We start from the raw sequence: 12,792 nt of genomic DNA, 5'->3' as shown, positions 1-12,792 counted from the left end.
GGCCTCATCTTAGTCTCAAAATGATGACCCCGAATGCAGTACATAAAAAAGCCTTGGAGAAACACCCCAAGGCCTAAACTCAATCTAAAACCGTCAACTTATTTTAGGACGCGACATGTGTTTCAAAATGCGCGAGCTGCACCTGATAGTTGAGCTCAGCCTGCCGCATTTTGTATTGCTGATAATAGTAGATCAAGGCTCCGGCAATGCCGAGATAAAGCAGGTAAGCCCAAATTGTGCGGTACCAGGGCGGCAAAATATGAATTCGAAGTGAAGCAGTATTTTCAAACCAAACCCCATCCTGGTTTGCTGCCTTGACCTTGAATGTATAATCTCCGGCCGGCAAATAACGGTAAGTCGCTGAACGCTCGTTTTTTACATAGTTCCAATCCTTATCCAGACCTTCCATTTTGTAAGCAAAACTGTTCAGCTCGGGATATGCATAATTCAATGCGGTATACGCAATTGTGAATACAGATTGATTTGGCTGCAAGGTAATATCCTGCTGGTCTGATAGTTGGCTATTCAAAATCACTTCTCCATCCTTTTCATCCCCAACCGCCACGTCCTGCCCAAATAGTGACAATCCGCTAAGCATAATCTTTGGTTTAAATGCCGACGGGCGGATTGCCGAAGGGTAAAACAGATTCCAGCCCTGTGTTCCGCCGAAAACCATTAACCTTTCTTCTGCATTGTACAAGGCAGAATTAGGATTGAATTGCCCGCCTTGCAAGCCGTTGCTTTGGTTGTAATGATCAATTTTGTTAGTAGCCAGATCGATTCTTGAAAGTCCTTTATTTGTGCTGATCCACACACGGTCCGCACTTTCGGGCTGGATGGCGTAGATGACGTCATTTGCCAGGCCATTTTTTTCGGTAAAGTGTTTGGTCGTATTTTCTTGCGGGTTATAGACGACCAGTCCGTTTCCTTCCGATCCTATCCATAACCTTTCTCTCGCATCGAAATAAAGGGAGAAAATAATGCGATTCGACAAAAAAACGGGCTTTTTTGGATCATTGAAAAAAGAAGTGAACTTCATCTGCATCACGTCCAGGTAATTGAGTCCTCCGCCGTAAGTACCAATCCACAAATTACCATTCTGATCCTCCGTAATCGCACGCACATCATTGGAATTAATGCTGCTGTTGCGTGTCAGATAATGAGTGAATCTTCCGGTTTGGCGGTCTAACCGGGCCAAGCCTCCGCCATTTGTTCCTACCCATATATTGCCGGACTTGTCTTCATAAATAACCCTGACATCATTTTTAGGCAAGCTTGAGGGATCATTGGGGATATTGGAGAATTGCCTGAATGAATTGGTCTTAGAATTCAACTGGAAAAGGCCTTTGGAATATGTCCCGAACCACAAAGTTCCATCCCTGCCCGTATGCGCTGCAATGACGGCGCCATCGGTCAGGCCGCCGGGCTTGTCACTGGGCTTGTAATGCTGCATGATTTCGCCGTCACTTTTGGTTTTATAAATACCATCGCCATCTGTCCCGAGCCATAAATGGCCCTCCTTATCGACGCACATTCCATAATAGCGCAAGTAACTTTCCGCACGGGAATCCTGAATTTTGGTCGCAAAATTCCTGAACTTTTCTGGAATGCTGCTAATCAGGTAAACGCCTTCACCATAAGTCCCGAGCCAGACATTCTTATCCCGGTCCATATAAATTGACTGAACCGATCGCCTGGTAATTCCCTGTTTTTGAGAATCATTGACTTTGACAAAATCGTAATCGACAGGCTTCCGGCTTTTAACCTGATCAAGATCCAGACTGTAAAGGCCGCCGTCCTGCAAACCGACCAGCAGCTGGCCTTTGTCGTTTTCCTGCACGGCAAGGTAAATGTCACTCCGCAGATTGGCCGGTAAATGCAGGATATAGAACTGCGACTCGTCACGTTTAAAGAGGATCAAACCGCGCGCAGAGGCAATCCAAATGTTGTGCAAATGATCCTCAAAAATGCCATTAATGCGTGTTGATGGAATGTTTTTTAGATCGAGTCCTGCTTTGGCCAGTTTTCTGTTTTTATCAATTCTAAAAACTTCAATGCCCGATTCCCTGGTGCCCAGCCATAGCAATCCCTGCGAATCTTCGAACGCGCTGAGGACGGAATTGGTACTCAATCCGGGGAGCGTACTTTGATTATAGTAGGTGAATAGGGCTGTTTTCTTGTGGAAAAGCGCAAACCCCGACCCATTAAGCGAAACCCAGAGATTGCCGTCAGACGCCTGTAATATGTCGCTCACATCGCTCCCAGGCGCATTGGCCCCGGGCCGCGGTATGTGGCGTTTGAAAACTTCTTTTTCGGCTACAAATTCGTTTATTCCGTTGCGTGATGTGGTAAATATCGTTCCGTCGCGGTCGCAAAAAACGGTTTTGACATAATTTCCGGAAAGGCTCTGCGGGTCGTCGGGATCGTTTTTGAAAACTTTGAACGTGGTACCATCGAAACGGTTCAGTCCGTCTCCGGTTGCAAACCACATTAGTCCCTGGTTATCTTGTACAATGCTGTTGACAATGCCAAAGGATAGTCCCTGGCTTAGTGAATATTGCAAGACCCTGCCATTTTCCTGGGCGGACACCGATCCAGAAATGCATTGAAGCAGGGATAAAACCAAAAATAATTTTCCCAACGTCGCCTCAAATCTTACCACAATCATATCGCAACTTTTCATGATACAAGGTTATGCGTTTTATAACCCGAAAATGGGACAGTTTGTTGCGTTGCGCCCTTTTGAGTTCTAATTGTCAGGAATTAGTAGCGGTTCAAGCACGCTACGATGGTCTTCGCCCCATTTTGCAGTCACCTCAATGACAGGAATCAGTGTTATACCCAGGGGTGTAAGACTGTATTCAACCTTTAAAGGCAGTTGATCATAACTGGTCTTAGAGAGGATGCCATGCTCCACCAACTGTTTTAACTGGCTGTCCAGCAATCTTCGCGATGCCTTAGGGATTTTGCGCTGTAAGTCTCCTGGCCGGCAGATGCCTGAGTAAATGCACCAAATAAGTTTAATCTTCCATTTGCCGCTCATGATTCCCATGAACAGGTTCAGGCCGCACTCGACTTCAACAGGTAGTTTTCTTTCGTACATGCTACAAATGTAAGTGACCAGAATAAATATCTGATACGGCTGAATTTAGCCATACTTGACTATCCTCTGCCTTCTGCTGTCTTTTGCAGCATGAAATATAAATTATTCGGATCAAAGACCGGTTTGCCGGTTAGCGAGCTCATATTAGGCGGCTCTCAACTGGGTGACCGCCGAGGTTATGGCACTGCCGCTCGGGACGCACTTCAAATACTGGCAGCTTATGCGGACGCCGGTGGAAACTACATTGACGTTTCTGACACGTATCAATTTGGAGAATTGGAAGAGACTGTTGGTAAATTTATTGATCACAAACGGGACGATTTTATCATTTGTACCAAATACACCCGAAGCAGCCAACCTGATCCGTCAGTAGCCAATGCCGGAAATCATCGTAAGGCTATGCGCCAGGCAATTGAGGGCAGCCTGAAAAGGTTGAAGACAGACTACATTGATATATATATGCCTCATTTTGATGATGGTGTTACTACCTTAGAAGAGATTGTCCGCGGCCTGGAAGATCTTGTAACAGCAGGGAAAGTTCTATACACTGGCCTTGCAAATTTTGCTGCCTGGAAAGCGGCGAGCATTGCCGGCGCTATACCTGTGAGCGCCTTACAGATCGAATACAACCTGATGCAACGTACGGCCGAGCGCGAATTGCTTCCAATGGCAGAACATTTTGGTATGGGCGCTATGTGTTATTCTCCTCTGGCAGCAGGATTACTGACCGGAAAATACCGGAAGGGAGCATCCGGAAGACTCACACTTTCAACGCCTGGGGGGCATCTTGAAGACGAGCGAACAAAAATGATTTTGGATCAAACGGAGCAAATTGCAAAAGAAGTTGACTCCACATCGGGTCAGGTGGCTTTGGCATGGGTACTCAGCAAAGGCGTCTTTCCGATAATAGGCGCCAGAACGTTAGCCCATCTTGAAACCAGTTTGAGCGCTGTCGACATTAGCCTGAATGCTGATCAGATTATGCGTTTGAATCAAATTAGTACCTTTTCGATGGGATTCCCTCACGACCTGCTTGCTACTGTTCAGCAAAAATAATGAAGAAAATTTCGGGTTTTTACGCGCGTTTTTAACTTAGGTGAAAAACGGGCGTGTGGTTATCCTTGACCTTTGATGTAACAAAAAACAAAAATCTTACATCATGAAATCACAGAACACATCCGCCATAGACTTCTCCAATGAGGCTGTTGAAACCGCCAAATCGCTACGGACGCTTTATTTTACACGTGCTGCATTCTCTATTGTATGGATATTGCTGGTGACAACCTTAGCCAAGACAAATGCTTCTGTTGCTATGGTCCTGTTTATCATCTACCCGGCTTGGGATGTAATTGTTACCTTTTTCGACATTAAATCAAACTCGCCGTCTACTAACAAAACACCGCAGTATGTGAATGTTGCAATCGGCGTCATTACCACGATTGCGGTAACCATATTTCTACAAAAAGGTCTTGCTGAGGCACTGATCGTTTTTAGCGCCTGGGCAATCCTGACTGGGCTGATCCAACTCATTTTAGGCTTGCACCGACGCAAGCAAATGGACGGTCAATGGCCGATGATCATTAGCGGCGGGCAGTCCATGCTTGCGGGCGTCTCTATCTATTTGCAAGCACATACGCCTGGTACGGGTGTGAATACACTGGCTGGTTATGCCGCTTTTGGCGCGTTTTACTTCCTGCTGGCGGCATTTCGTTTACGTAAAACGATCAATAGAAGTTCAGAAATCACGGGGCGTTTGTAAATTTGTTTTGCTAAAAAAATATTCCTTCTTGCTTTTCAGCTGCCGCTGTTTTGTATCAATTAATGAAGTGCCATGAGTGACAAAAATGAAGTTATTGCTCAGCATCTGCGCGATTTCGCATCCCTAACAGATAAAGATATTGAACAGGGGAGGCCGTTCTGGAAACCCCGCACCATCAAAAAGGGAGACTTTTTCAACATGCAGAGCATGGTTTGCAATGATTTGGGATTAGTGGTCAAAGGAATCTTTCGTATATACTACCACGATCCAAAGACGGATACAGATAAAAACCTGTTTTTCTTTTCAGAAAATCAGTTCGTCGTTTCTTTCAGGAGCTTCATTTCGCAAAAAGCCTGCTGGTATTATATAGAAGCAATGGAAGATTCTGAAATCGTTTTTATTTCCTATAAGGATCTCAATAGTTTGTATGAAACCAATTCCAATTGGGCAAAATTCGGAAGGCTGTTAGCGGAACTGTTTTTTTCCTATGCCCAGACGCGGACAGAAGAATTTGTCTTTTTCTCGCATGAGGAGCGATATCTGAGACTGCTTGAAGAACACCCAAATATCGTCGAGCGGATTCCAGCCTATCACATTTCCTCTTTTCTGGGTATAACAAATCCATCATTGAGCAGGATACGGAAACGGATAAAAAAATAATACCACTGCCTGTAAAGAAAATTTAAAGCACTTCTTGTCTTCGCGACCAGAAGTAAATGGCGGCGAACAGTGATACAACTGCAAGCACAGCCCCGAATTCGTCTATAAAGTAATTGGTCCTGGGACTGGAAACAATGGTTACGGGTGTAAAAAAAGTCTGGATGAATAAATTATGGCTGGCGTGCAGCATAACACCTGTCCACAAACTGCCTGATTTCAGCCTGAACCATGTATAGATAAAGCTAGCGCTAACCACTGCTACGGTAAAACAGGTCAACCCATACCAGATTGGCGTGCCGCCATTATAATGTCCCCAGATAATGAGAGGGTAGTGCCAAAAGGCCCAGATCATGCCGCTGATCAATGAGGTATAGGTATAACTTGTAATGTCATTAAGATGGGGTACCAGAAACCCGCGCCAGCCGATCTCTTCACCTAATGCCGTGCTCATACTCCCAAAAAGGCCGATAACCCCATTTACCACAAAAAATAATGGGATGAACACGCCGGGAGATAAACCAGCCCAGCCCAGGGATTTTGCTGCTTCCGTAACAAACTCTTTATTGTAAAATCCTCCCCAGCCTGCTAACCATATGATCAGGTAAGCGATCAGAGAATATGCCACAGGAACAAAATAGGCCCATGCCTGGTATTTTGGCTTGCCCCATTGCCAGGCAAGATCGCTTATTTTGTAATTCAGTATTCTGCACGTCAGCCAGGTAGCCAGGGCAGGGCACCACATAATGCCATAGCCATAAATCCTGCCACCAATCCGGCCTTCGCCTGAGTTAATTGTTAGTATCCAAACGACACTACTTAAAGCAAAAGTCAGAAGCAGAAATATTCCGATTGCTTTTCTACTCTCTGATTTAGAGGTTCCACTCTGGCTCTGTTTGTTTTCAATGGACATGATATAGGCAGGTTAAAATACAGAGCCCGGCATATTGCCAGACTCTGCATTCCGGTTAAATTAAATACTTGATTGTAGCGCACCATAATTTACATGCAGACTGATAGCTACACCAGTCAATGCCTTTGAAATAAGGCAGTTCAGTTTAGCTTCATTTGCAATTTCCAGGAACGAATCGGCCGACATGCCTTCAATGATTGTGGCATTAAGCGTAAGTTTAATGCCGGTAATACCACCTTTGGCCAGGTCGACACTGACAGATGCTTTGGTTTCCAACTCATTTGCAGGTGTTCCTTTTTGAGACAGCGCATAAGCAATTGCCATAGTAAAGCAGCCGGCATGTGCGGCTGCCAACAGCTCCTCGGGGTTTGTGCCGATACCATCTCCAAAACGAGTGTTAAATGAATATTGTGTTTTATCCAGGACATTACTGTCTGTTGATAACTGGCCATGACCGGTATTTAAATCGCCAGTCCAATGTGCTTTTGCCGATCTTTTCATTTTGTTATTGTTTTTAAAGTTTTGTTGATCCAAAGTTCCCCTGAAAAGATCGCCTGTTTTTTCACTTAAGTTAAATCCGGCCTTTTTTTTCACTTTTTAGTCAGCTTTACTGTGCGCGTTTTCGCTCCTCTTCGCTGGCTGTACTGCGGCTACGTGACGCAGCCACATTTTTCCCAATGCGATATGAGATACTCAATGATACAGTACGGCTTTCGGCATGGTGCAAGAAATTGCTTTTCTGATCCAGATATCTGATCCGTATTTTATTATTGAAAGTGTTGAAGATATCATTTACGGCGAGCCGCAATGTACCCGCGCCACGCAGGATGTTTGTTTTTACACCGGCACCCACTTGCCAATTGTGCCCTGCCCAGTAGATCCCCTGAATGCCGGGGCCGTTATAAATCCCGCTGATCTCAGCCTTTATTGCTGCCTTCGTATGAATGGTGAAGGACTGCATCAGGGTCGCATCACAGGAAAACAGGTGATAGTCGAATGCGCTGGACAGATAGGCTGATTTTTCCCGCAGTCTGTAAGCCCCGCCCGTCACATGGATATCCCACCAGCTAGCCGGCTGAAATGCTGCTGATAAACGGACACCTGCATTCGCGCTCAAACCCAGGTTCGCCTGCGTTCCATAATAAAGCTTGGTCTGATTGTCCTGCACATTGATGTTGGTGAAAACATCCTGTGTTGTGGTGTAATAAGCTGTAATACTATATTCTTGCTTGAAAGTATAGCTTAGTTCGGCGTTGTGTACAAACGCAGGTTGCAGGGCGGGATTGCCAACATAGAAATTGAAAGGCGAGGCATAACGCTTGGCCGGATTCAACCGGTTGTATTCGGGACGCTCAATCCGGTAGGCATAATTGAACTGCAACTGGTGATTTTCGCTGGCTTTATATAGGGCAAATAAAGTTGGGAATACTTTGAAATAGCTGCGTTCATTCAATGAATCCAGTGTTATTGAGTAACCTTTTATCCGGGTAAGTTCGGCCCGCAGTCCGCCTTGCAGCGTCCATTGCCCGAATGTACGCGACAGGGAAGTGTAGGCAGCAGCGATTCTTTCCTGGTATATGAAATGGTTGAAATTCGCCGGAACAGCTGTTTGTGTTGTTTCGCTCCGATTATAGTAGTCGAAATTGTTACGGCTCTTTGTACTGCTAAATTTTATGCCTGAGGCTGCTTCCCAGTGTCCAAACAACCGGTAAATGTAGTCTGCTTTACCGGAGTAAATATCAATGTGCTGTGAGCTGGGCGTAAAGATGTGGAACAGGTTGGAGGTTTGCTGGCCGTTGGGCAAAAATGAAATATTGTCGGCAAAAGAATTCGTCCGGCTTTGGTATGGTGAGTAATCGATATCGATATTCAGACTCCGCTTGCCAGAGTCCAGCTTCATGTTATAATTAAGGTTATAAGCATACTGATTACCCCTGGTGGCCGCAAGGTTGTCAGTTTTCAATGTTGAATCCAGTACCATTTGGTTGCTGGTTATACGTGTTTTTGTATGCCCGTCAGAGAAGCCGACGCGGTTACTTCCTGTTACCAAAAGGCCTATAACCTGGTTGGACGTTAGTTGATAATCTGCACCCAAACGATAGTTATGGTTGTCGGACTTATAAATATTCCGGTTCGGGCTACTCCAGAAAGAAGTGCCATAGTCAATATCCACATTGTGGTCCTGGAAATTATGCCTGTGCGCAAAACCATAACTCCCGTAAAGATTAAGCTTATTGTTCCTGTAATTAAAGGTCGCGCTGGTATTATGGCCCAGATAGACACCCTGGGTTGCAGCTGCATTGAGGGTTACATGAAGTCCCTTTTTACTGCCTTTTTTGGTGATTATATTGATAACGGATGCCCCAGTGGCATCGAATTGCGCCGGTGGGTTTGAATAGACCTCTATCTGAGCAATCAGATGAGATGGGAGACCTTTCAGGTAAGCAGAAAGGTCGTCACCTGAAAGGTTCAGGGGCTTGCCGTCCATGTATATACGCACGCCTTTTCGGTTGGCGGTAATTTCTTCGTTGCTATTGACCTGAACACCGGGTGCTTTCGCGAGTGATTCCCAGGCACTGCTTCCGGAGGCGAGGATGCTGTTTTCAACGTTAAAGGTTACCCGGTCAACTTTGCGCCCGACCAGTGGCTTGCGGAAGAGAACAGTGACTTCGTTGAGCTGCTTGTTGTCCTGCTGCATGGTGAGCACAAGACTATCTTTGGGAAGTTCTACCAGCATCCGGACCTGCTGGTAGCCCACAAGGCTTGCAAAAATACTGTATGTGCCGCCCGCTGGGAAGGTTAAGTTGAAGTTGCCTGAATCAGCAAACGCCAGCGCAATTTGTTTTTCATCTTGCATCAAAATTATGGTTGCCGCATCCAGGGGTTTACCTGCTTGATCTACTACTTTGCCTTTCAGCTGCATCTGCCCGCAGGCCAGGCAGGGGAGGATCATCATTAAAAATATTGCTAACTTTTTCATGCTGCAAACCTACCATGAGCCTGCCTTATGGCGGGTTAAGCAATGTTAAACATGGTTAAATCGTTCAGCGGCCCTATTACGAATGCAGCAATATGCTGAACTTAGTGGCATGAAATGGCTTTCTAACCGATATGCGTATCCACTTGTTGCATTAGTGATGCTGGCCAGTATCGGGCTGCAGGTAATATGGCTCGGCCAACTGTTCCGCGCGCAACAGGTCCAGGTGAAACGTGACCTCGATCAGGCCGTAGCCAATGCGGCAAGTCAAAGCGATTACCTGAGCGTTGCCCAGGGTCATGAGAACAGCGAAAACTTCAAGAACTTTTTTCTTTCCCCAGACTGGCTGCAAATCAAACAAGCCTTTACACGACTGCGGGACCGTCAATTTGGCGGCAGTTTCACCTCCCAGATCAGGCCCGATAGCACCATTGTCACCATAGGAATCCACATTGCCAATGATAAACCCAGGGTAGGCCACCGGCAAATCATCCGTACTTATGACGAAGGCGAGACTTTGCAAACCATAACGGCCGCCGATAAACGCGACCTGGCCCGGATGGATAGCCTTGTTAAGGTCGAATGCCTGCGCGCGCAACTTGATTTGGATACCTATCATGTAATATATGATTATGACAGCGGTAAGCCCGAGTCGCCGGCTATCTGGAAGAAAGCGCAGCAAGCCGCCTATCGGAGCCAGCAATATGGTTACAACCTGAATTTTTTTCTGCACACCTACCAGCTTGTGGCGCAATCAATAAATGGCGTAGTGCTTTACCGGATGCGCTATTACCTTGGTTCTTCGCTGCTCATGCTGCTGTTAACCGGCGCAGCCTTTTTCTTCCTGTTCAGGATCATGCGTAGCCAGCGGCTTTATACACAAGAGAGGCTGGCATTTACCAGCAATATGACCCATGAATTAAAAACCCCCGTTTCTGTTATTGAGGCCGCCCTTGACGCCATTACCCGCTACGGTCTCGCGCGCGACCCGGTCAAATTGAACAACTATATTCAGATAAGTCAATCAGAATTGCAGCGCCTGAACCTGATGATCGACAAAGTACTCAACCTTGATCAGCTCGATAATGGCCAGGTGTTGCTGCGCCGTGAATTGTATGATGTCCAGCAAGGATTGGCCAGTGTTGTTTCTTCAATGCAGCTGCGCCAGGCGCAGACAAGTTCTGTTATCACGTATCAACCAGCCAGCGAACCCTGTTTTGTGGGCGGGGATCCGGTGCATTTGATCAATGTTTTTTACAACCTCATTGACAATGCGTTGAAGTATGGCGGCAAAAATGCCAGGATCATTGTCTCCTGCAAATGCAGCCGGGAAGACATACATATCAGCTTTCAGGATAATGGCCCTGGGATTTCAGGGATATACCAGGAGCGGGTCTTTGAAAGGTTTTTCCGGGTGCCTGAAAATCCGGACGTACATACCGTCAAGGGCTCGGGACTGGGCCTGCACTACGTGAAGCAAATCGTTGAGAAGCACGGCGGCTCGGTAAAGCTTCAAAGTGAGGCCGGGAAAGGAAGCACCTTTACAATCATCCTACCCGCCTACCATGAAGTATAAAATTCTCTATGCCGAAGACGAGCCCACTTTGGCACAAATCATCAGCGATGGGCTAAAAAACAGTGGCTACGACGTAGAACTGGCCCTTGATGGACAACAGGCATTGCAGCTTTTCGAGGCCAGCCAGCCAGACATTTGCGTGCTCGATATCATGATGCCCCTGAAAGACGGATACACACTTGCCGAAGATATAAGACAGCAAAAGAGCAATGTTCCTATCATTTTTCTTAGTGCCAAATCACTGGCCGAAGATGTGATCAAAGGCTTTAAAAGCGGGGGCAACGATTATCTCCGGAAACCCTTCAACATGGGCGAGCTGCTCGTTCGGATAGAGTCATTGCTACATCGGTTTGACCGCTCGGATCAGAAATTAGAAACCTCGTCCCGCGTGCGTTTTGGCCAATGTGAGTTCAACGCCCTCACCCAGCAGTTGAAAACACCGCTCGGAACGCACACGCTATCTTACAAGGAAACAGCACTCCTGGAATTATTACTACAAAACAAAAATACCCTGATGCCCAGGCAGGTGCCGCTCCTTAAAATCTGGGGGGATGATAGTTTTTATAATGCGCGCAGTATGGACGTTTTTATGTCCCATTTGCGTAAGATGTTGAAGGATGATGAAAGCGTGCAGCTCATGAGCATCCGCGGTGCAGGTTATAAGCTGATTGCATGATCCTGTTACAACGATTATTTACACTCATACTTGATGTCGATGAACTGGCCGTCACCTAGAAAACCGTTAAGCGGATAATTATTGTTACCGTATTGGTACGAGTTTGTCAGCTCAGAAAGTTCGTCTCGACCAGGGTAACTAACGACTTTCTTCGTACAATTATTTTTTGAAAGCAACTCAGTTTGCGCGCGATAGTCTCCACTAAGCAGAAAGCGATTTTTCAGAGGATTCGGGCTATTATCGTACTGATAGGATATCGTATACTTCCATGCTTTGTTTTCATCCAAAACCTGTCTGGTGATGATGTTACCATTACTATCATACGTAAATGTCGAATATGACCAAGGTGCTAATTCTTGATACTCATAATTAAAGGCACTTAGCATTATCGTTTTATAGAAACACTCATTAATGCTAACGATTCTGCCGTCCTTCCATTTAAAATATGCTTTATACTGTGGCACTTTGTTCACTTCATTGGCCGTTCCTGGATTTATTGGGTCTTCATATGTGGTTACACTTTCAAGTAGCGATTGTTCATCGTACTTGAACCTTACTAGATTATTTACATGATCTGGGTTGCCGGCATTGTTATATGTTACAGTTCTTTTTTTACTCACTAGATTGCCCGCCCAAGGGTCTGTCCACGTTGTAACGTAATAATCAAGGTGAGGACCATTATAATGCTGGACAACGTCCCATGGAATACCAGTGCCCGTGTCCCATTTATATGAAACGATCCTACAAGATTCATCTTGCTCCAACAGTAAATTCGAAACTTTTTCGGGATTGAGTGCTTCCTTTTTACATGAAATTATCAGAACAAAAATGCCCAGCAAGGACATTGATTTTATAAATCGCCAATGACATAGCCTTCCATGATACTTGTTGCTGAGTAAGATTCCCCAGCTGGATATTGTCGCAGGCACCCATGATGGCGCCGCACCTGGTGTGGCCCAATACGGTGTCTGCCCATCTGCGGCTTTATTCACCTGTTCGAGCAGGTTGCGGTTTTGTTCAAGATTGTTGACGAAACGCTCATTTCCTTCTTTCAGAATCTGTACGGCTATTTCGGGCGTTATATTTTTGATGAAGTCTTCTGAAAGGGTATGCATGGCTTGAAACGGGTTT

Annotated in this window: 11 protein-coding genes; 5 read left to right on the top strand and 6 right to left on the bottom strand. The window is 45.9% G+C overall.

Annotated features, from left to right (window positions below; all coding sequences use genetic code 11):
* Positions 1-103 precede the first annotated feature (103 nt).
* Positions 104-2,683, bottom strand: a complete 2,580-nt coding sequence (locus LZG72_RS20595) for a two-component regulator propeller domain-containing protein (RefSeq protein ID WP_233876639.1) — start codon at positions 2,681-2,683, stop codon at positions 104-106.
* A 66-nt stretch (positions 2,684-2,749) separates the two neighbouring features.
* On the bottom strand, positions 2,750-3,103 hold the full coding sequence (locus LZG72_RS20590) for a helix-turn-helix domain-containing protein (RefSeq protein ID WP_233876637.1): 354 nt from the start codon (positions 3,101-3,103) through the stop codon (positions 2,750-2,752).
* Between the two features lie 90 nt (positions 3,104-3,193).
* Here LZG72_RS20590 and LZG72_RS20585 point away from each other — a divergent pair, with 90 nt between their 5' ends.
* The 3 genes from LZG72_RS20585 to LZG72_RS20575 all read left to right on the top strand — a co-directional run bounded on the left by LZG72_RS20585 (position 3,194) and on the right by LZG72_RS20575 (position 5,522).
* Positions 3,194-4,159 carry an aldo/keto reductase gene (locus tag LZG72_RS20585; RefSeq protein WP_233876635.1) on the top strand — a complete coding sequence of 322 codons (966 nt, stop codon included), beginning with the start codon at positions 3,194-3,196 and terminating at the stop codon, positions 4,157-4,159.
* A 103-nt stretch (positions 4,160-4,262) separates the two neighbouring features.
* Positions 4,263-4,862, top strand: a complete 600-nt coding sequence (locus tag LZG72_RS20580; protein WP_233876633.1) for a hypothetical protein — start codon at positions 4,263-4,265, stop codon at positions 4,860-4,862.
* A gap of 72 nt (positions 4,863-4,934) precedes the next feature.
* Positions 4,935-5,522 carry a Crp/Fnr family transcriptional regulator gene (locus LZG72_RS20575; RefSeq protein WP_233876631.1) on the top strand — a complete coding sequence of 196 codons (588 nt, stop codon included), beginning with the start codon at positions 4,935-4,937 and terminating at the stop codon, positions 5,520-5,522.
* 22 nt (positions 5,523-5,544) lie between these two features.
* Here LZG72_RS20575 and LZG72_RS20570 read toward each other — a convergent pair whose 3' ends face one another.
* Genes LZG72_RS20570 through LZG72_RS20560 form a run of 3 tightly spaced genes read right to left on the bottom strand, consistent with a single transcriptional unit; the run spans position 5,545 to position 9,412 of the window.
* A complete protein-coding gene (locus LZG72_RS20570; protein ID WP_233876629.1) occupies positions 5,545-6,432 on the bottom strand; it encodes a type II CAAX endopeptidase family protein in 888 nt (295 codons plus the stop codon).
* A gap of 60 nt (positions 6,433-6,492) precedes the next feature.
* Positions 6,493-7,026: an OsmC family protein gene (locus LZG72_RS20565; RefSeq protein WP_233876627.1), complete on the bottom strand. Its 534-nt coding sequence runs from the start codon at positions 7,024-7,026 to the stop codon at positions 6,493-6,495.
* Between the two features lie 13 nt (positions 7,027-7,039).
* On the bottom strand, positions 7,040-9,412 hold the full coding sequence (locus tag LZG72_RS20560) for an outer membrane beta-barrel protein (RefSeq protein WP_233876625.1): 2,373 nt from the start codon (positions 9,410-9,412) through the stop codon (positions 7,040-7,042).
* A gap of 109 nt (positions 9,413-9,521) precedes the next feature.
* Between LZG72_RS20560 and LZG72_RS20555 the strand changes: the two genes are divergently transcribed.
* Positions 9,522-10,985 (top strand): sensor histidine kinase KdpD, encoded by a 1,464-nt coding sequence (locus tag LZG72_RS20555; protein ID WP_233876623.1) that lies wholly within the window; start codon positions 9,522-9,524, stop codon positions 10,983-10,985.
* Positions 10,975-11,661 carry a response regulator transcription factor gene (locus LZG72_RS20550; protein WP_233876621.1) on the top strand — a complete coding sequence of 229 codons (687 nt, stop codon included), beginning with the start codon at positions 10,975-10,977 and terminating at the stop codon, positions 11,659-11,661. Before LZG72_RS20555 ends, LZG72_RS20550 begins: the two co-directional genes overlap by 11 nt.
* A 14-nt stretch (positions 11,662-11,675) precedes the next feature.
* Here the strand turns inward: LZG72_RS20550 and LZG72_RS29355 are convergent, their stop codons facing one another.
* A complete protein-coding gene (locus LZG72_RS29355) occupies positions 11,676-12,776 on the bottom strand; it encodes a hypothetical protein (protein ID WP_310590565.1) in 1,101 nt (366 codons plus the stop codon).
* Positions 12,777-12,792: the final 16 nt, after the last annotated feature.

The sequence above is a fragment of the Dyadobacter sp. CY323 genome, assembly GCF_021390245.1.
Taxonomy (GTDB): Bacteria; Bacteroidota; Bacteroidia; order Cytophagales; family Spirosomataceae; genus Dyadobacter.
The sequence above is the reverse complement of the archived record's forward strand: the minus strand, read 5'-3'. Positions and strand labels throughout refer to the sequence as shown.

Excerpts from the sequence above, each read along its gene's own strand:
- LZG72_RS20595 (WP_233876639.1), bottom strand. The coding sequence starts at position 2,683 with ATGAAAAGTTGCGATATGATTGTGGTAAGATTTGAGGCGACGTTGGGA.
- LZG72_RS20590 (WP_233876637.1), bottom strand. The coding sequence starts at position 3,103 with ATGTACGAAAGAAAACTACCTGTTGAAGTCGAGTGCGGCCTGAACCTG.
- LZG72_RS20585 (WP_233876635.1), top strand. The coding sequence starts at position 3,194 with ATGAAATATAAATTATTCGGATCAAAGACCGGTTTGCCGGTTAGCGAG.
- LZG72_RS20580 (WP_233876633.1), top strand. The coding sequence starts at position 4,263 with ATGAAATCACAGAACACATCCGCCATAGACTTCTCCAATGAGGCTGTT.
- LZG72_RS20575 (WP_233876631.1), top strand. The coding sequence starts at position 4,935 with ATGAGTGACAAAAATGAAGTTATTGCTCAGCATCTGCGCGATTTCGCA.
- LZG72_RS20570 (WP_233876629.1), bottom strand. The coding sequence starts at position 6,432 with ATGTCCATTGAAAACAAACAGAGCCAGAGTGGAACCTCTAAATCAGAG.
- LZG72_RS20560 (WP_233876625.1), bottom strand. The coding sequence starts at position 9,412 with ATGAAAAAGTTAGCAATATTTTTAATGATGATCCTCCCCTGCCTGGCC.
- LZG72_RS20555 (WP_233876623.1), top strand. The coding sequence starts at position 9,522 with ATGAAATGGCTTTCTAACCGATATGCGTATCCACTTGTTGCATTAGTG.
- LZG72_RS20550 (WP_233876621.1), top strand. The coding sequence starts at position 10,975 with ATGAAGTATAAAATTCTCTATGCCGAAGACGAGCCCACTTTGGCACAA.
- LZG72_RS29355 (WP_310590565.1), bottom strand. The coding sequence starts at position 12,776 with ATGCATACCCTTTCAGAAGACTTCATCAAAAATATAACGCCCGAAATA.